Source organism: Modicisalibacter sp. (genome assembly GCF_055145905.1).
The window spans coordinates 84,041-103,032 of record NZ_JBSREH010000025.1; the positions used below are offsets into that span (position 1 = coordinate 84,041).

At 66.3% G+C, this 18,992-nt stretch carries 16 protein-coding genes; 9 read left to right on the forward strand and 7 right to left on the reverse strand.

Features of this window, described 5'->3' with window-relative positions; genetic code table 11:
* Positions 1–34: 34 nt before the first annotated feature.
* On the reverse strand, positions 35–1,747 hold the full coding sequence (locus tag ACTCB7_RS08675) for an AMP-binding protein (RefSeq protein WP_463006340.1): 1,713 nt from the start codon (positions 1,745–1,747) through the stop codon (positions 35–37).
* A 43-nt stretch (positions 1,748–1,790) separates the two neighbouring features.
* Positions 1,791–2,225, reverse strand: coding sequence for a MerR family transcriptional regulator (locus ACTCB7_RS08680; RefSeq protein WP_463006341.1), 435 nt, complete (start codon positions 2,223–2,225; stop codon positions 1,791–1,793).
* 161 nt (positions 2,226–2,386) lie between these two features.
* Here ACTCB7_RS08680 and ACTCB7_RS08685 point away from each other — a divergent pair, with 161 nt between their 5' ends.
* The 6 genes from ACTCB7_RS08685 to ACTCB7_RS08710 all read left to right on the forward strand — a co-directional run bounded on the left by ACTCB7_RS08685 (position 2,387) and on the right by ACTCB7_RS08710 (position 8,262).
* Complete coding sequence (locus ACTCB7_RS08685) at positions 2,387–3,553, forward strand: acyl-CoA dehydrogenase family protein (protein ID WP_463006342.1); 1,167 nt, start codon at positions 2,387–2,389, stop codon at positions 3,551–3,553.
* Between the two features lie 39 nt (positions 3,554–3,592).
* On the forward strand, positions 3,593–4,693 hold the full coding sequence (locus tag ACTCB7_RS08690) for an enoyl-CoA hydratase/isomerase family protein (protein WP_463006343.1): 1,101 nt from the start codon (positions 3,593–3,595) through the stop codon (positions 4,691–4,693).
* A gap of 186 nt (positions 4,694–4,879) precedes the next feature.
* Positions 4,880–5,782, forward strand: a complete 903-nt coding sequence (mmsB, locus tag ACTCB7_RS08695) for a 3-hydroxyisobutyrate dehydrogenase (protein WP_463006344.1) — start codon at positions 4,880–4,882, stop codon at positions 5,780–5,782.
* Entirely contained in the window at positions 5,779–6,174 is a 396-nt protein-coding gene (locus ACTCB7_RS08700) for a rhodanese-like domain-containing protein (RefSeq protein ID WP_463006345.1), read from the forward strand. The genes mmsB and ACTCB7_RS08700 overlap by 4 nt, the downstream gene beginning before the upstream one ends.
* 60 nt (positions 6,175–6,234) lie before the next feature.
* Positions 6,235–6,807, forward strand: coding sequence for a DJ-1 family glyoxalase III (locus ACTCB7_RS08705; RefSeq protein ID WP_463006346.1), 573 nt, complete (start codon positions 6,235–6,237; stop codon positions 6,805–6,807).
* Between the two features lie 72 nt (positions 6,808–6,879).
* Positions 6,880–8,262, forward strand: a complete 1,383-nt coding sequence (locus tag ACTCB7_RS08710) for an MATE family efflux transporter (protein WP_463006347.1) — start codon at positions 6,880–6,882, stop codon at positions 8,260–8,262.
* On the opposite strand, the gene ppsR is transcribed toward ACTCB7_RS08710, so the two are convergent.
* A complete protein-coding gene (gene ppsR, locus ACTCB7_RS08715; RefSeq protein WP_163649386.1) occupies positions 8,249–9,082 on the reverse strand; it encodes a posphoenolpyruvate synthetase regulatory kinase/phosphorylase PpsR in 834 nt (277 codons plus the stop codon). The genes ACTCB7_RS08710 and ppsR overlap by 14 nt on opposite strands.
* A gap of 240 nt (positions 9,083–9,322) precedes the next feature.
* Here ppsR and ppsA point away from each other — a divergent pair, with 240 nt between their 5' ends.
* Positions 9,323–11,695, forward strand: a complete 2,373-nt coding sequence (ppsA, locus tag ACTCB7_RS08720) for a phosphoenolpyruvate synthase (RefSeq protein WP_224415079.1) — start codon at positions 9,323–9,325, stop codon at positions 11,693–11,695.
* 205 nt (positions 11,696–11,900) lie between these two features.
* On the opposite strand, the gene ACTCB7_RS08725 is transcribed toward ppsA, so the two are convergent.
* From ACTCB7_RS08725 to acnB, 4 genes are all read right to left on the reverse strand, one after another.
* Positions 11,901–13,472 carry a glycerophosphodiester phosphodiesterase gene (locus ACTCB7_RS08725; protein WP_463006348.1) on the reverse strand — a complete coding sequence of 524 codons (1,572 nt, stop codon included), beginning with the start codon at positions 13,470–13,472 and terminating at the stop codon, positions 11,901–11,903.
* 53 nt (positions 13,473–13,525) lie between these two features.
* Positions 13,526–14,014 (reverse strand): ribonuclease E activity regulator RraA, encoded by a 489-nt coding sequence (rraA, locus tag ACTCB7_RS08730; RefSeq protein ID WP_463006349.1) that lies wholly within the window; start codon positions 14,012–14,014, stop codon positions 13,526–13,528.
* A gap of 137 nt (positions 14,015–14,151) precedes the next feature.
* Positions 14,152–14,754 (reverse strand): porin family protein, encoded by a 603-nt coding sequence (locus ACTCB7_RS08735; RefSeq protein ID WP_463006350.1) that lies wholly within the window; start codon positions 14,752–14,754, stop codon positions 14,152–14,154.
* A gap of 279 nt (positions 14,755–15,033) precedes the next feature.
* Positions 15,034–17,637 (reverse strand): bifunctional aconitate hydratase 2/2-methylisocitrate dehydratase, encoded by a 2,604-nt coding sequence (gene acnB / locus ACTCB7_RS08740; RefSeq protein WP_463006401.1) that lies wholly within the window; start codon positions 17,635–17,637, stop codon positions 15,034–15,036.
* A gap of 267 nt (positions 17,638–17,904) precedes the next feature.
* Here acnB and ACTCB7_RS08745 point away from each other — a divergent pair, with 267 nt between their 5' ends.
* Both ACTCB7_RS08745 and ACTCB7_RS08750 read left to right on the forward strand, forming a co-directional pair.
* A complete protein-coding gene (locus tag ACTCB7_RS08745; protein WP_463006351.1) occupies positions 17,905–18,357 on the forward strand; it encodes a DUF1289 domain-containing protein in 453 nt (150 codons plus the stop codon).
* A gap of 6 nt (positions 18,358–18,363) precedes the next feature.
* Entirely contained in the window at positions 18,364–18,990 is a 627-nt protein-coding gene (locus tag ACTCB7_RS08750; protein ID WP_463006352.1) for a MiaE family protein, read from the forward strand.
* The last annotated feature ends 2 nt before the right edge of the window (positions 18,991–18,992 follow it).

Below are 18,992 nucleotides of genomic sequence, written 5' to 3' on the forward strand. Positions count from 1 at the left end.
CCCGCCTGGCTTTCTGCCGAGCGGGCCTTCCCCTCTAGAGTCCCAGCTCCTGGCTCGCTACCTCGCGCATCTTGTACTTCTGAATCTTGCCGGTCACCGTCATCGGGAAGACGTCGACGAACTTCACGTAGCGCGGAATCTTGTAGTGGGCGATGCGCCCCTTGCAGAACACCCTGAGCCCCTCTTCATCGAGGCTTTCGCCCTCGATCAACTTGACCCAGGCCATCACTTCCTCGCCGTACTTCTCGTCGGGCACCCCGATGACCTGTACATCGGAAATGGCCGGATGGGTATAGAGGAAATCCTCGATCTCGCGCGGATAGATGTTCTCGCCACCGCGAATGATCATGTCCTTGATGCGTCCGGTGATCGCGACATAGCCCTCGTCGTCCATCTGTGCCAGATCGCCGGTGTGCATCCAGCCGGCGGCGTCGATCGACTTCGCGGTGGCTTCCGGATTTTCCCAGTAACCCAGCATCACGCTGTAACCGCGGGTGCAGAGTTCGCCGCGCTCGCCGCGGGGGACGATGCGTCCGGTCGCCGGGTCGACCAGCTTGACCTCCTGATGCGGATGGATGGTGCCCACCGTGGTGACCCGCTTGTCGAGCGGGGCGTCGGTCTGGGTCTGCAGGCTGACGGGGCTGGTTTCGGTCATGCCGTAGCAGATGCTGACTTCCTTCATGTGCAGCTTGTCGATGACCTGGCGCATGACCTCGATGGGGCAGATGGAGCCTGCCATGATGCCGGTACGCAACGAGCTCAGGTCGAAGGTGGGAAACTCGGGGTGCTCGAGCTCGGCGATGAACATGGTCGGCACGCCGTACAGGGCCGTGGCGCGCTCCTCGGCGACGGCGGTCAGCGTCGCCAGCGGGTCGAAACCTTCGCTCGGATAGATCATCGCCGCGCCGTGGGTCATGCAGCCCAGGTTGCCCATCACCATGCCGAAGCAGTGATAGAGCGGCACCGGGATGACCATGCGGTCCGCATCGGTGAGGCCGATGCGCTCGGCGACGAAGTAGCCGTTGTTGAGAATATTGTGGTGGGAGAGGGTGGCCCCCTTGGGCGCGCCGGTGGTGCCGGAGGTGTACTGAATGTTGATCGGCTCGTCGAACTGCAGTATCGCCTGACGCTCGGCCAGCGCCGCCGCGCTGACGGCATCGGCGCGGGAGAGGAGGCCGTCCCAGGTCAGCATGCCGGGCAGGGCCCAGTCCTCGTCGAGGCAGATCACCCGCTTGAGCGCGGGCAGTCGCTCGCTGGTAAGGGGCGTGCCGGCCTTGCTGAGCTGCGGGACCAGCTCGGCGATCATGTCGGCGTAGCGCGAGGTCTTGAAGGCGCCCTGCAGCACCAGGGTCGATGTGCCGGACTGGCGCAGGGCGTACTCCAGCTCGTGGGTACGGTAGCTGGGGTTGATGTTGACCAGAATGGCGCCGATCTTCGCCGTGGCGAACTGGGTGATGGCCCATTCGCTGCGGTTGGTGGCCCAGATGCCCACCCGGTCGCCCTTTTCCACGCCGATCGCCATGTAGGCGCGGGCGGTACGGTCGACGATGTCCTGAAGCTCGCGCCAGGTATAGCGCTGGCGCTGGTGGCGGCTGATCAGCGCGTCTCGTTCGGGATGACTGTCGACGATGGCGTCGAAGCAGTCGCCGATGGTCTCGCCCTTCAGCGGCTGGTGGCTGATGCCGCTGACGTAGCTGTAGCGCGGCGTCGGCGCCGTGGCGCTCGCGGTATCGGTGTGGGGTGTCATCGTTGGATTCCTGCTTGTTGTTGTGGCGAAGGGGAATCGGATGTCAGGTGTCGCGCGAGTGGCGTGCCAGCAGGGCGTCGAGCGAGTCGCGACAGCGATCCTCGACGTCATCGAGTTCGTTCTGCAGGGCGTGGATGTCCTCGAGCTGGCGCTCGAGCCCCCGGCGCTTCTCGGCGAGGATGTCCAGCATCCGGCGCAGCTGGCGTTCGTCGCCATCCGGTGCATGGTCGTAGAGCTGGATGACCTCGCGAATTTCCGCGAGGGAAAAGCCCAGTCGCTTGCCTCGCAGCGTCAGTGCCAGGCGCACCCGGTCCTTCTCGTGATAGACGCGGGTCTGCCCGCGCCGTTCCGGTTCCAGCAGACCTTCCTGCTCGTAGAAGCGGATGGTGCGCGGCGTGACCTCGAAGCGCCGGGCCAGCTCGCCGATCGAGTAGGTCCGGCGTTCGCGGGACGCCGTCGGGGAAAGGGTCTCGGACATCGGACTATCCTCATGCTTGGGGTGATGACGCGATTGTCAGGCACCCGGAGCCAAGGCTAGGCGAGCTTGACGTTTACGTAAAGTAGACCAAGTGTCACCTTGCCGGGTCGCCGGGGAATGCTAATTTTGCCTGAGACACCCGCACGATTCCGGAGGCTGCCGTGGATTTTGCCCTGAGTGACGACCAGCGTGCCCTGCAGCAGGCAGCGGCGGATTTTGCCCGGGTGGAACTGGCCCCGCATGCCGCCGAGTGGGATGCCGCCGCGCACTTTCCGGTGGAGGTGATCCAGCGTGCCGGCGAGGCCGGCTTTCTCGCGCTCTATGTCGACGAGGCGCAGGGCGGGCTGGGATTGTCGCGCCTCGAGGCGTCACTGATCTTCGAGCAGCTCGCCCAGGGCTGTGTGTCGACCACCGCCTATCTGACCATTCACAACATGGCGGCCTGGATGGTGGCGAAGTGGGGCAGCGAGGCCGTGCGCGAGGCCTGGATGCCGGCGCTGGTCAGCGGGCGGCAGCTGGCTTCCTACTGCCTGACCGAACCCGGTGCCGGCTCGGACGCCGCCAGTCTGCGTACCCGTGCGGTGCGCGAGGGTGACGACTACGTGATCGACGGCAGCAAGATGTTCATCTCGGGCGCCGGATCCACGGACGCTCTGGTGGTGATGGCCCGCACGGGCGCGCCCGACAGCGGTGCGGCCGGCATTTCCGCCTTTCTGGTGCCGGCGGACGCCGCGGGGGTTCATTACGGCAAGAACGAGGACAAGATGGGCTGGAAGAGCCAGCCGACCCGTCTGGTCAGCTTCGATGGCGTGCGGGTACCGGCCGGGCAGCGGCTGGGCGAGGAGGGCGAGGGTTTCAAGCTGGCCATGAAGGGCCTGGATGGTGGGCGGTTGAATATTGCCAGCTGCTCGCTCGGGGCCGCACAACTGGCGCTGACCCTGGCGCGGGACTACCTGCATCAGCGACGTCAGTTCGGTCGTGAGCTGGCGGCGTTCCAGGCCCTGCAGTTCCGCTTCGCCGACATGGCCACCGAGCTTGTGAGCGCGCGCCTGATGGTGCGTCATGCCGCCTGGCGGCTCGACCACGACGACCCCGCGGCCAGTGCGCACTGCGCCATGGCCAAGCGACTGGCGACGGATATCGGCTTCAACGTGTGCAATGAAGCACTGCAGTTGCATGGCGGTTATGGCTACATCAAGGAGTATCCGCTCGAGCGGCTGGTGCGTGATACTCGGGTCCACCAGATCCTCGAAGGAACCAATGAAATCATGCGCGTGATCGTGGCTCGACGGCTGTTCGAACCCGATGCCCTCGAAAACCTGATATAACGCAGGATACACGCACGCTGCACGGGAGACTGCCGTTTCATGACCGAACCGCTCGTTCGCTTCACCGAACTCGCCGGCCGCGACGGCGCACGCATCGGCCGCGCGACGCTCAACGCCCCGCGCTCGCTCAACGCCCTGTCCCTGGCGATGATCGAGACACTCACGGCCCGCCTGGCGGCCTGGGAGCAGGATCCCGGCATCGCCGCGGTGTGGCTCGACGGCGCTGGTGGCAAGGCGTTCTGCGCCGGTGGGGATGTGGTAGCACTGTATCGCGCGATGACCGATGTCGAGCGGGGTGCCGCCTTTGCCACCACCTATTTCACTGCCGAGTATCGGCTCGACCACCGCTTGCATACCTTCACCAAGCCCCTGATCGCCTGGGGCGACGGCATCGTCATGGGCGGTGGCCTGGGGCTGCTGGCCGGGGCGGGTGAGCGCGTGGTCACCGAGGCCTCGCGCCTGGCCATGCCGGAAATCACCATCGGCCTCTATCCCGACGTGGGGGCGAGCTGGTTCTTCAACCGCATGCCCAGCGGTATCGGCCGCTACCTGGGGCTGACCGGAGCCCAGCTCAACGCTCGTGATGCGCTGCTGCTGGGGCTGGCCGATCGGTGTATCCCCGGCGACCAGCAGGAGGACGTGCTGGCCGCCTTGCAGGCGGCGGATCTGACACACCCTGCGGATGCGGTGACGAAGGTGCTGGCCCGCTTCGAGGCTCGCGAGACGGCCCCGGAAAGCCTCGTGCTGGCGCATCTCGACCGATTACAGGCGATGACTCAGGTGGCCGATGTCGCCACCGCCGTCGAGCGCATCCTGGCGGACACGGATGACGACCCCTGGCTGACGGCCAACCGCGAGCGCCTGGCCGGCGGCTGCCCGATCACCGCGCATCTGGTGTGGGAGATGCAGGCGCGCCACCGCCACACGAGCCTGGCCGATGCGCTGCGTGACGAGCTGAACCTGGCGGTGCAGTGCGCCCGGCATGCGGACCTGGCCGAGGGCGTTCGCGCGCTGCTGATCGACAAGGACAAGCAGCCGCGCTGGTCGCACCGTGACGTGGCCAGTGTGCCGCGCCACGACGTCGAGGCGTTTCTGGCGCCGCTGTGGCCGGCCCGGGAGCACCCTCTGCAGGACCTTTAGAGTTTATTTCCAATCCCCTGCAATAGTGGGCGCCGGGGACAAGGCAAAGCGGGGGTCCTTTGCCATGGATGGCAAAGGTAGCGCCCAGGGAGGGGTTTACAGCGCCCCCGCGAGGCTTGTCGTCGGAAGAGCCCACCTGGCGTACCGTTCCAGGTTCCACGACAACGACAATTCAAGGAGCAAGCCATGCAAATCGCCTTCATCGGTCTGGGTAACATGGGCGCGCCGATGGCCGCCAATCTGGTCAAGGCCGGTTACCGCGTCCGCGTCTTCGACCTCGTGGAGGGGGCCATGCAGGCCCTGGCCGCCGAGGGCGCTACGCCCGCGGGCTCGGCGCGGGACGCGGCGGACGGTGCCGACGTGGTGATCTCGATGCTGCCGGCCGGTGCTCATGTGAAATCGCTGTATCTGGGCGGCGACGACCAGCCCGGGCTGCTGGAGGCGCTGAGCGGGCAGCCGCTGATCATCGATGCCTCCACCATCGCCCCGGAGGACGCGCGAGAGGTGGCCGGTGCCGCCGCCCGTCGCGGCCTGACCTGCCTGGACGCACCGGTGTCGGGCGGCGTGGGTGGCGCCCGGGCGGGCACCCTGACGTTCATCGTCGGCGGCAGCGAGGCGGGCTTCAACACCGCCAGGCCGATGCTGGAGGCCATGGGACGCAACGTCTTTCATGCCGGCGACAGCGGGGCGGGGCAGGTGGCCAAGATCTGCAATAACATGCTGCTGGGCATTCTCATGAGCGGCACCGCCGAGGCGCTGGCGCTGGGGGTCGAGAATGGCCTGGACCCGGCGGTGCTATCCGAGATCATGAAGCAGAGCAGTGGCGGTAACTGGGCGCTCAATGTCTACAACCCCTGGCCGGGGGTGATGCCCCAGGCGCCGGCCTCCAATGACTATCAGGGCGGCTTCCTGGTCGATCTGATGAGCAAGGACCTGGGGCTGGCGACCTCGCTGGCGCTCACCTCCCGCTCGCCGATCCCCATGGGGGCCCAGGCGCGCAATCTCTACGCCCTGCACGCCGGCGGGGGCAACGGGCGGCTGGACTTCTCCAGCATCCAGCGCTTCTATCGTGGCGGTGACACCTCATGACGAACTTGATCAAGGGCGCGGCCGAGCTGGTGGCCGAGGCCGAGCGGGAAATCGAGACACTCACGCCGGCTCAGGCGCTGGCCCTGCACGGTCAGCCGGGCGTGACCTTCGTCGACATTCGCGACGTGCGCGAGCTGCAGCGCGAGGGCGGTATCCCCGGCGCGCTGCATGCCCCGCGCGGGCTGCTCGAATTCTGGGTGGACCCGGCCTCGCCCTATCACCAGGCCGCCTTCGCGCGTCCGGATCGCTTCGTGCTGTTCTGTGCCAAGGGGCAGCGTTCGGCGCTGGCCACGCAGCAGTTGCAGCGCATGGGGTTCGGACCGGTCTGCCATATCGGCGGCGGTTTCAGCGCCTGGTGCGAGGCGCAGGGGCCTGTCTCGCGAGAGGATTGATGCGGCGGCAGGGGCTTCTATGCTGAACGGACGCAGTCCGCGTACTTCGGGAGGTTGAATATGACTCAGGTGCTGTTGCCCGTCGCCGACGGCAGCGAGGATATCGAAACCGTCACGCTGATCGATGTGCTGCGGCGTGCGGATGTGCAGGTCACGGTCGCCTCGGTCATGTCGCAGCCGACGGTGACCCTGGCGCGCGGGACGCGGCTGGTCGCCGATACGTGCCTGGCGGAGGTCGGCCCGGAACGGGGCTTCGAGATGATCGTGCTGCCCGGCGGCATGCCGGGCGCGGAGCACCTGCGCGACTCGCTCGATCTTGCCGAGCGACTGCATCGTCAGCGACGCGAGGATGGCTGGATCGGTGCGCTCTGTGCCGCACCGGGCGTGGTGCTGGCGCCGCTGGATCTGGTCCAGGGCTACGTGGTGACCGGCTATCCCGCCTTTCAGGCCGCGCTGGTCGAGGCCGGCGGTCATCTCTCCCGCCAGCCGGTGGTGGAGGACGGCAAGCTGGTGACCAGCCAGGGGCCGGCCACGGCGATGGCCTTCGCCCTGCACTTGGTCAGGATACTGGTGGACGAGACCACCGAGCGGCGCATTGCCGAGGGCCTGCTGACCGATGTGATGGGGTTCTGAGCTCTGTCTCACGCTTGGGTTGCGCGGCAGCCTTGGGCAGAATGAGCCCCTTTGTCTGCCCGGGACGCCCGCATGCCCCCATCGACTCGCTCGCCTGCCGCTTCTCCCTTTCTGCATGGCCCCATCGCCGCGACACTGGCGCGCAAGTCGCTGCCGGTGATGCTCGGCATGGTGGCGATGATGCTGTTCAACCTGGTGGATACCTGGTTCATCGCCGGACTGGGTACGCAGCCCCTGGCGGCGGTGGCCTTCACGTTTCCGGTGACCTTTACCGCGATCAGCCTGGCGATCGGTCTCGGCATCGGTACCTCCGCGGTGGTGGCACGGCGCCTGGGGCAGGGCGAACACGCCCTGCTGCGGCGTCGCGCCACGGATGCCCTGCTGCTGGCGGTGGTCGTCGGCGCCCTGGTGACGGCCACGGGGCTGGCCACGCTCGAACCGTTGTTCCGGTTCCTGGGGGCTGATCGTGGGCTGATGCCGTTCATCGACGCCTACATGGGTGTCTGGTACTGGGGCGCGGGGCTGCTGATCGCCCCGCGGGTACTGAACAGCGTGCTCCGGGCGCAGGGCAACACCCTGGTGCCGGGGCTGATGATGGCCGCGGCGGCGCTGCTCAATGCCCTGCTGGACCCGCTGCTGATCTTCGGCGCCGGCCCCCTGCCGGCGATGGGCGTGCGAGGCGCGGCCCTGGCGACACTGATCAGCTGGGGCGTGATGACCCTGGGGCTATTGTTTCTGCCGGTATTGCGCACCAGCCTGGACTGGAAGGGCTGGCGGCTCGCCGGGCTGCTCGACTCCTGGCGGGAGCTGGGCAAGATCGCGCTGCCGGCGGCGGTGACCAGCGTGTTCACGCCGATCGCCATGGGGCTTCTGACACGCATCGTGGCCGGGCAGGGCAACACGGCGGTCGCGGCCTTCGGCGTGGGCTCCCGGGTCGAGGCCATCGCCCAGCTGGTGGTGCTGACGCTGTCGATGACCCTGTCGCCGTTCGTCAGCCAGAATCACGGTGCCGATCGGCCTGATCGGGTCCGGCGGGCGATCTTCGGCTGCTTCGGCTTCGTGCTGGCCTGGCAGCTGCTCGTGTGGGGCGTGCTGCAGGGGCTGGCGCCCTGGCTGATCGCCGGTTACGCCGAGGGCCCCGAGGTGGCGGAGACGCTGCGCTGGTATCTCTGGCTCGTGCCGCTGGGGCTGGGCGCCCAGGGCGTGGTGATCCTCACCAATTCCTCGTTCAATGCCCTGCATCGCCCGCGCCACGCCCTGGTGCTGTCGGTCGTGCGGCTGTTCGTGCTGACCGTGCCGCTGGCCTGGCTGGGGGGACGCCTCGCCGGGCCGGTGGGCATCTTCGCCGGCATGCTGGGGGCGAACCTGCTGATGGCGATGCTCTCGGCCTGGCGAATGCGCCGGCATCTCGCCCGGCGCTTCGGGGCACGGACCGGTCGCCTCAGCGCGGGCTGAAGCGGCGCTGCAGGCCGGTCTCGGCGATCAGCCGGGTGGAGATTTCCTCGATCGAGAAGCGGGTGGTGTCGATGTAGGGGATGTGGAAGCGCCGATAGAGCGCCTCGGCCTGCTGGACTTCCTGCAGGCACTGGTCGATGGAGCAGTAGCGGCTGTTGGGGCGCCGTTCGGTGCGGATGGCCGCCAGGCGGCGCGGATCGATGGTCAGGCCGAACAGCTTGTGGCGGTGCGGCGCCAGGGCGCGGGGCATCTTCAGGTTGCCGTCCTCGTCGAGGTCGTCCTCGGTCAGCGGATAGTTGGCCGCGCGGATGCCGAACTGCAGCGCCAGGTAGAGCGAGGTGGGCGTCTTGCCGCAGCGTGACACGCCCACCAGGATGACGTCGGCGGTATCGTACTGGCTGACCCGGGCGCCATCGTCGTTGTCCAGGGCGAAGTGCACCGAGTCGATGCGATGCATGTAGACCTCGTCCTGGCCGATGGAGTGCGTGCGTCCCACCGAGTAGGACGAGTGCACCTTCAGCTCCTCCTCGAGGGGGGCGAGGAAGGTGGTGAAGACGTCTACCTTGAAGCCCGGCGCCTGACTGATGATCTCGCGGATCGTCTGGTCGACGATGGTGTCGATGATGATCGGCGTTTCGCCGTCGCGTGCCGCGGTGGCCTGAATCACGTCGGCCAGTTGCTGGGCCTTTTCCGTGGAGTCGATGTACGGCTTGGTGACCATCCGGATCTCCAGGCTTTCGAACTGCGCCAGCAGGCTGCGGCCCAGGGTCTCGGCGGTGATGCCGGTGCCGTCGGAGATGAAGAACGCGGTGCGGGACATGCGGGAACTCTCGCGAGGGTTTGTCGCATTGTCCCGGTTCGGGGTGGCAGCGACAAGCCATGGCGAGGGTGTCCGGCAGCCGACTACAGGAAATGCCGACAATCGACGAATGTTGTAAAAATACTCCAGTGACTTCGCTATTAGACTAATGGCTAATAGGGCGGTGGCTTGTTACCTTGTTCCCCGATTGCCAGCAGGCGTGTCCGGCGCCGACACCGCATTGGATAAAAGGGGGACCCCTTGGAACAGTACATCGAATGGTTCGATCGCCTGGGCATGGATGACGTCGATCGTGTCGGCGGCAAGAATGCGTCGTTGGGCGAAATGATCTCCAATCTGGCCGATGCCGGCGTCACCGTGCCGGGCGGCTTCGCCACCACGGCACATGCCTACCGTCAGTTCCTCGCTCACGAGGGGCTCAACGAGCGCATCAACACCGCGCTGGCGCGGCTGGACGTCGATGACGTGGCCGAGCTGACCCGAGTGGGACGCGAGATCCGCCAGTGGGTCATCGACACACCGCTGCCCCCGGAGTTCGAGGCCGCGTTGCGTGAAGCCTATCGCGAGCTGGAATCGCGCCACGCCAATCTCAAGGTCGCAGTGCGCTCCTCGGCGACCGCCGAGGACCTGCCGGACGCCTCGTTTGCCGGCCAGCAGGAGACCTTCCTCAACATCGAAGGCTTCGACAACGTCAAGCGTGCCGTGCACGAGGTGTTCGCCTCGCTGTTCAACGACCGGGCCATCTCCTACCGCGTGCATCGCGGTTTCGATCATGCCCAGGTCGCGCTGTCCGCGGGCATCCAGAAGATGGTGCGTTCCGAGACCGGGGCGGCGGGCGTGATGTTCACCCTCGACACCGAGTCGGGCTATCGCGACGCGGTGTTCGTCACCGGTTCCTGGGGCCTGGGCGAGACCGTGGTGCAGGGCGCGGTGAACCCCGACGAGTTCTACGTCCACAAGCCGACCCTGGCCGCGGGCCGCCCGGCCGTGCTGCGCCGCACCCTGGGCTCCAAGCTGATCAAGATGACCTACACCGACGAGGCCTCGGCGGGCAAGTCGGTGCAGACCGTCGACGTCTCGCCGACGGATCGCGCGCGCTTCTGCATCGACGATGACGACGTCATGGCGCTGGCCCGTCAGGCGGTGATCATCGAGCAGCACTACGGCCGCCCGATGGACATCGAGTGGGCCCGCGACGGCGACGACGGCAAGCTCTACATCGTCCAGGCACGTCCCGAGACGGTGGTCTCCAACCAGGAGGGCGGCAAGCTCGAGCGCTTCCAGCTCAAGGAGAAGGGGCGCCAACTGGTCAACGGGCGTGCCATCGGCCAGCGTATCGGCCGCGGCGCGGTGAAGGTGGTCGAATCCACCGAGCAGATGGACAAGATTCACCCCGGCGACGTGCTGGTCACCGACATGACCGACCCCGACTGGGAGCCGGTGATGAAGCGGGCCTCGGCGATCGTCACCAACCGTGGCGGGCGTACCTGCCACGCGGCGATCATCGCCCGTGAGCTGGGCATCCCGGCAGTGGTCGGCTGCGGCGATGCCACCGAGGTGCTCGAGGACGGCCGTGAAGTCACCGTGTCCTGCGCCGAGGGCGATACCGGTCACGTCTATGACGGGCTGCTGGAGTTCGACTGCCAGACCACCAGCGTCGACAGCATGCCGGACCTGCCGTTCAAGATCATGATGAACGTCGGCAACCCCGACCGTGCCTTCGCCTTCGCCGGGCTGCCCAACGCCGGTGTCGGCCTGGCGCGCCTGGAGTTCATCATCAACCGCATGATCGGCGTGCACCCCAAGGCACTGCTCGACTATGCCAAGCTGCCCACGGATCTCCAGCAGATCATCGACGTGCGCACCGCCGGTTACGATGATCCCGTGTCCTTCTACGTCGACAAGCTGGTCGAGGGCATCTCGACCCTGGCGGCGTCGTTCTATCCCAAGCGGGTGATCGTGCGCATGTCGGACTTCAAGTCCAACGAGTACGAGAACCTGATCGGCGGCAAGCTCTATGAGCCGGGCGAGGAAAACCCGATGCTCGGCTTCCGCGGCGCCTCGCGCTACATTTCCGAGGCCTTCCGGCCCTGCTTCGAGCTGGAGTGTCGGGCGCTCAAGCGCGTACGCGACGAGATGGGGCTGGACAACGTCGAGGTCATGGTGCCGTTCGTGCGCACGCCGGACGAAGGCCGAGAAGTGGTCGAGCTGATGAGCGCCAATGGCCTCAAGCGCGGTGACAACGGCCTCAAGGTCATCATGATGTGCGAGCTGCCGGCCAACGCCCTGCTGGCCGACGAATTCCTCGAGCATTTCGACGGCTTCTCGATCGGTTCCAACGACCTCACGCAGCTGACGCTGGGGCTGGATCGCGACTCCGGCATCGTCGCCCACCTGTTTGACGAGCGGAATCCGGCCGTCAAGAAGCTGCTCAGCATGGCCATCCAGGCCTGCAAGGCCCAGGGCAAGTACGTGGGTATCTGCGGCCAGGGACCGTCGGACCATCCCGAACTGGCCAAGTGGCTGATGGAGCAGGGCATCGACTCGGTGTCGCTGAACCCGGACGCGGTGCTCGAGACCTGGTTCATGCTGGCGGGCGAAACCCTCGGCTGAGTCTCTCAACGGAATACTTCCCCCTGCCCGGTCTCGCGAGAGGCCGGGCTTTTTATCGAGAGTAGAGGGTGTTTTTCAAAAATGGCGAGCGAAGGCAAGACAAGGCGAAATTGAGCGAAAAAGCGCAGTTTACAGATGTAAATGAGCATTTTGAGTTTAATTTCAACGCAGTATTGCCGAGCGCAGACTTTTTGAAAATGCCCGATCAGGCGTGCAGCCAGCTGCGCAGCTTTAGCAGCAGCAGCTCCCCGTCGCTCAGGGTGGCACGCTCGGCCAGCAACTCGGCCAGCTGCGCCGGTCGGTCGGTGATGATGTTGTCCACGCCCAGGTCGATCAGCCGCGCCATCTGCCGGCGGTCGTTGACCGTCCAGGCGTGCAGGGCATAGCCCCGACCGTGGGTGGCGGCGACGGTGGCGGCGTCGATACGCGCATGGCGTAGCCCCAGGGCGTCGATATCGCCCAGAGCCAGCCCGCCGCGGACCATGAACTGGGCGAACAGGGTGGTGTGCAGCTGCGGGGCGCGGCGCTCCACCTCGCGGATGACCGCCGGCGACAGCGAGGCGATCACCACCTGGTCGCGACGTTCGCGGGGCAGCCGGGCGAGGACGGCGTCCACCAGTGCGGCGGCGTTGTCGCCGGTGGGCTTGAGCTCGATATACAGCCGGATTCGGTTGCGGGTCAGGCGCAGGACCGACTCGAGCCGGGGAATGTGCTCCCCGCGGTAGGCCGGGCCGAACCAGCTGCCCACGTCGATCTCCCGCAGCGCCGGCCAGGCGAGTTCGCTGATGCGCTCGTCACGGCCGAGCAGGCGCCGTAGGCTGTCGTCGTGCGAGATCACCACCTGGCCGTCCGCGGATAGGCGAGCATCGAACTCGATGTAGTCGGCGCCGTCAGCGATGGCGCGTTCGAAGGCGGCCAGGGTGTTCTCCGGCGCCTCGATCGAGCTTCCCCGATGGGCGGTGATGGTGACCGTGTCCTGCAGGGTGAAGCGGTTGAGCTCGGTGAAGGCCTGTCCGGCTGCGACCAGCAGGACCAGTGCCTCGGCGCCCCAGGCCACCCAGGCCGGATGGTCGCGGCGGGTGGGCGAGGGTGGCCGGGGTTGGCGGTGGGCCAGGCGCAGGTAAAGACATCCTGTCACCAGACTGTTGACGGCTACCCCGATGAACGTCGCCGCCAGGGTCAGCAGGCCGTAGAGCGTCAGGTAGGCGAGCATGGCCGGGATCAGCCAGGTGGTTCGCTCGGGCAGCCAGCCCAGTGCAGCGGGGCGAGTCTGCAGCACCACATAGCTTTCCATGCCGCCCAATAACCAGCCATACAGGGCTTCCAGAAGCAGCAGCGGGGCCACGGCGATCGCCAGCTGTGCCGAGGTCTGCAGCAGGGTCAGCCCGGCAATGCCGGGCAGGCGTCGGCAGACGCTCCAGAGCGCTTCGAGCGCCTGTCGATAGCGATGCCCCCCCGGCCGGGTCACCACCAGCAGCATGCCGGCCTGTTGCAGGGCCAGCAGCAGGCCGCTCAAGGCGATGACGGCCAGCAGCCAGAGTGCGCCCCATGGCGTGAAGGCGACGTCGAGCAGCTGGGCCCCGGTCAGCGGTGGACGGCCGAGCTCGCGAAGCAGAGCGGCCAGGGTGCTGGCGCTGGCAGGCAGCAGCAGCGTGGCCGAGAGCAGGGTGAAGAACAACTGATAGGCGACCAGCGGCCGCCAGTGCTCGCGCAGCGAGCGCAATGCCGCAACGCCGAGGGCATGCGGAGCGAGTGTCGTGGCCGGTGAGTCAGGCATGCCCCCACGCTAGCATGTCGGTCGCAGTGCCCGACAGGGCCGGCGATTGCGCGTCAGCCGTCGACCGGCAGGCGGGCGTCGGCCACCACGATGCCGTTGTTGTCGGCGTAGAGCCAGTCGCCCGGGTTCAGGGTGACGCCCGCGAAGGTGACGGGCAGGTCGCGCTGGCCTTCGCCGTGCTTGTTGCTGCGTCGGGGATGGACGCCCAGCGCCTGAACCCCCAGGTCGACATCGGCCAGCACGTCGACATCGCGGATGCAGCCGTAGAGAACGACGCCCGCCCAGCCGTTGCGCGCCGCCTGGTCGGCCAGCCGGTCGCCGAGCAGCGCGCAGCGCAGCGAGCCACCGGCATCGACGACGAGAACGCTGCCCTCGCCGGGCTCGGCGACGGCTTCCTTGACGCGCGAATTGTCCTCGAAGCACTTGACGGTGCGCACCGGCCCCGAGAAGGCTTCGCGTCCGCCGAGATTGACGAATATGGGATCGAGCACCCGGACGTCGGGATGAGCGTCGCAGATATCGGGGGTGACGATAGGGGGCATGGCGCGTCTCCATGTCGAAGTGTTGAATCGACAGGGTGCCACAGAATCGACGCGGCCGGGGCGGTAGAGTCGAGAGGAAAACGCCGGGCTCGGGCCCGGCGTCGTTGCAAACGGTGGTGTCCGAGGCGAGCCTCGGATCAGAAACGCCAGCCGGCGGAGGCCGTGAAGGTGTCGATCTGGTAGTCGCTGTCGAAATCGTATCGTTCGTATTCGGCACGGATCAGGAACGGCGCGAAATTGAACTGGGCGCCCACCCCATAGACCGGATCGGTGCCGTCCTGATCCTTCAGGTTGACGCTGGCATTGCCGAGGTTGCCGTCGACGTCGGTTTCCCACTTGGCCAGCCCGGCCTTGGCGAAGGCCGTGAACCAGGGGGTGATCGGCAGCTGGCCGACGGCACTTACGCCGTAGGCATCCGATTCCAGGTCGGTATTGGCACCGGAATTGCCTTCCAGGCGTGTTCGGCCCAGGTCCGCATAGAAGATTTCGGTGGCGAAATAGGGGGTGAACTCGTAGCCGACAAACCCCTTGAAGACGTTGTCGTCATTGTCGAGATCGAAACTCTCGCTGCCCGACTCGATGAAGTCGCCGACCTCGCTTTCGTCGTTCTTGAGGGAGCTGAAACCGGTTCCGACACCCAGATACAGGCCCTTGGCACCGTCGATGGCCCAGGCGGAGGGCGCGGTGGCAACCAGAGTCGCAGTGGCGACGGAAGCAGACAGCAGTGTCTTGATGTTCATGAGGGTTCTCCTTGAATGGTTCCTTCGCCGAAGCGAATGAAAGTCGGCATGCACAAGGGCCGTGGCATCGGCCTCTCATTGGGTGCATGTCGGCGTCCTGCCGAATCGCGAACGCGTTGTTGCGGGGGCTCGCGACGTCTTGAATCTAGGTCGAACAGTGTTCGCCCCTCAAGGCGGTGGAGGTAAATGTGTGTTGTTTTTTGTAATAAAAAGCGCCCCGCCTGGGGCGGGGCGCTTCGGTCATCGATTGACGATGTTGCGAGCATCGGAATCGAAGGGTCAGGCTTCCTCGGCGAGGGGAATCACGTTGGAGGCGGCCTTCTGGAACTCCTCGATCTCATGGAAGTTCATGTAGCGGTAGATCTCGCCGGCCATGGCATCGAACTCGCTCATGTAGCGACGATATTCATCGACACTCGGCAGGCGACCTTCCACAGCGGCCACGGCGGCCAGCTCGGCGGAGGCCAGGTAGACATCGGCGCCGTCGCCAAGGCGATTGGGGAAGTTGCGGGTCGAGGTGGAGACCACCGTGCTCTTGGCGGCCACCCGGGCCTGGTTACCCATGCACAGCGAGCAGCCCGGCATCTCCATGCGCGCGCCGGCGCGACCGTAGATGCCGTAGTAGCCTTCTTCGGTCAGCTGGTGCTGGTCCATCTTGGTCGGCGGGGCCAGCCACAGCTTGGTCTTCAGGCTGCCCGCGGGCTGCTTCTCGAGCAGCTTGCCGGCGGCGCGGAAGTGACCGATGTTGGTCATGCACGAGCCGATGAACACCTCGTCGATGGACTCACCCGCCACGTCGGAAAGCAGGCGGGCATCGTCCGGATCGTTCGGCGCGCACAGCACCGGCTGGTCGAGCTGGTCGAGGTCGATTTCGATCACCTCGGCGTACTCGGCGTCCTTGTCGGCGCGCATCAGGCTGGGGTTGGCGAGCCATTCCTCCATGCCCTCGATGCGGCGTTCCAGCGTGCGGCGGTCACCGTAGCCCTGATCGATCATCCACTTGAGCAGGGTGATGTTGGACGTCAGGTACTCGCTGACACTGTCCTCGGAGAGCGTGATGGTGCAGCCGGCCGCGGAGCGTTCGGCGGACGCGTCGGATAGCTCGAAGGCCTGCTCGACGGTGAGGTCCTCGAGACCTTCGATCTCCAGCACGCGACCGGAGAAGGCGTTCTTCTTGCCGGACTTCTCGACGGTCAACAGGCCCTGCTGGATGGCGTAGTAGGGGATGGCGTGGACCAGGTCACGCAGGGTGACGCCGGGCTGACGCTTGCCCTTGAAGCGCACCAGCACGGATTCCGGCATGTCCAGCGGCATCACGCCGGTCGCGGCGGCAAAGGCCACCAGGCCGGAGCCCGCGGGGAAGGATATGCCCATCGGGAAGCGGGTGTGCGAATCGCCGCCGGTACCCACGGTGTCGGGCAGCAGCATGCGGTTCAGCCAGCTGTGGATGATGCCGTCGCCCGGGCGCAGCGAGACGCCGCCGCGGTTCATGATGAAGTCGGGGAGGGTGTGGTGGGTCTCCACGTCGACCGGCTTCGGGTAGGCGCTGGTGTGGCAGAAGGACTGCATCACCAGGTCGGCCTGGAAGCCCAGGCAGGCCAGATCCTTGAGCTCGTCGCGGGTCATCGGGCCGGTGGTGTCCTGGGAGCCCACGGTGGTCATCTTCGGCTCGCAGTACATGCCCGGGCGCACGCCATCCATGCCGCAGGCCTTGCCGACCATCTTCTGCGCCAGGGTGAAGCCCTTGCCGTTGTCGGCCGGCTGTTCCGGCTTCTTGAAGACGTCGGAGGGCTCCAGGCCCAGCTCGTTGCGGGCCTTCTCGGTCAGGCCGCGACCGATGATCAGCGGGATGCGGCCGCCGGCGCGGACTTCATCGAGGATCACCCGGGTCTTGAGCTCGAAGGTGCTCAGCACCTCGTCGGTGCCGTGCTTGCAGACCTTGCCCTCGTAGGGGTAGACGTCGATGAGGTCGCCCATGTCGAGCTTCTCGACGTCCATCTCGATGGGCAGGGCGCCGGCGTCTTCCATGGTGTTGAAGAAGATCGGCGCGATCTTGCCGCCGAAGACGAAACCGCCGGCGCGCTTGTTGGGTACGTGGGGGATGTCGTCGCCGAAGAACCACAGTACCGAATTGGTGGCGGACTTGCGCGAGGAGCCGGTGCCCACCACGTCGCCGACGTAGGCGACCGGGTAGCCCTGGCTCTTGACCTCATTGATCTGTGCCAGCGGGCCCTTGTTGCCCGGCACTTCCGGCTCGATGCCGTCGCGCGGGTTCTTGAGCATGGCGTTGGCGTGCAGCGGGATATCCGGGCGCGACCAGGCATCCGGTGCCGGAGAGAGGTCGTCGGTGTTGGTCTCGCCGGGCACCTTGAACACCGCCAGGGTGATCTTCTCGGCCAGTGCCGGCTTGGCCAGGAACCACTCGGCGTCGGCCCAGGACTGCAGCACGCCCTGGGCGACGCTGTTGCCGGCCTTGGCGCGTTCGGCGACGTCATGGAAGGCATCGAACATCAGCAGGGTGTGCTTGAGCTGTTCGCCGGCCTCCCTGGCGAGGCTCTCGTCGTCGAGCAGCTCGACCAGGGTGGCGATGTTGTAGCCGCCCTGCATGGTCCCCAGCAGCTTGACCGCGTGCACCTTGTCGATCAGCGGTGATTCGGCGTCGCCCTTGGCGATGGCGGTCAGGAAGCCGGCCTTGACGTAGGCGGCTTCGTCGACACCGGGCGGAACGCGGTCGGTGATCAACTCGAGCAGAAACTGCTCCTCGCCGGCCGGCGGGTTCTTGAGCAGTTCGACCAGTTCGGCGGTCTGCTCGGCGGTCAGCGGCTTCGGCGGTACGCCCTCGGCAGCGCGTTCCTCGACATGTTGACGGTAGGCTTCAAGCACGTTGGGGACCCTCATCGATTTTCGGAATCCAGTAGGTGCAGAAAATGGCAGCGAACATCGCTGAAAATCGCACAAATCCTGCCTTCTGATGCTCTGTTCAGAGCCGAGCGCATTCTACGCGAAACTGTCGACAATGTTAAGGCAAGGGTGTGACGGGGGCGCACGATTTTGGTCGTACGCCGTGGGCTTCAACGCGAGGCAACTGGCGTGGCCGTCTCGTCGGCCGGCGCCCGGCGCGTTACCATGGGCGCTTCACCGGGAGGTCCCATGAGTCGACGAATCGTTTCCCCTTGTGTGGGGCTGTGTTCCACCACCGTCGGCGACAGTGTCTGCCGCGGCTGTCAGCGCAGCGATCATGAGATCCGTGACTGGTTCGGCTACGATCACGCCACCCGCGAAGCGGTGATGCAGCGTCTGGACGGCTGGCGCGTGGCGGTGGCCGGCCACTACCTGCGGGTTACGGATGCCGATCGGCTGCAGGCCCAGCTCGAGCGGCACGGTATCCGCTTTCGTGCCGATCAGCCGGCGCTGTCGCGAGCGGTGGAACTGCTGCGAGTGGGCCGCGAGCGCATGCGCGATATTCGCCGCTATGGGCTCGAGCCCCGGGAGGCGGGTGCCGGCATGTCGCCGGTGCAGCTTCACGAGGCGATCGCGACGATGCTGCTGGCGCGTGCCGAAGCCTGCCGGGACGCCGGTGACTCCGATGAATCCATGACGTGAACCCCCATGCCCGATACTCGTGAAACCCTGCTGTCCCCCGAACTGCTGGCCTTTTTGCCGTGTACCACGCCCGATGCCTGGATCGAGGCCGCGCTGGCCAATCAGGCGCTGCTGCTGATCGATCACGCCCAGTGCGAGAAGAAGGCGGCGTCCACCGCGATGAGCCTGATGTATCGCTACGTCGACCGGCCGTTGCTGCTGACCAAGATGTCGCAACTGGCCCGCGAGGAGTTGCTGCACTTCGAACAGGTGGTCAGGCTGATGGAATCGCGCGGCGTCGAGTACCGGCATATCGCGGCATCACGCTACGCCGAGGGACTGCGCCGGCATGTATGCGCTGAAGATCCCGAACGGCTGGTCGATATACTCATTGTGGGGGCCTTCATCGAGGCACGCTCCTGCGAGCGCTTCGCCGCGCTCATTCCGCATCTGGACGCGGAGCTTGCCAAGTTCTATCGCACTCTGGTTAAGTCGGAAGGGCGGCATTATGAGGACTACCTGATGTTGGCCAGGCGCTTCTCGGCATCGTCCATCGATACGCGCATCGCCTTCTTCGCCGAACGCGAGCGGGAACTGATCGAATCGCCCGATGCCACCTTCCGCTTTCACAGCGGCCTGCCGGCGGCGGCCTGACA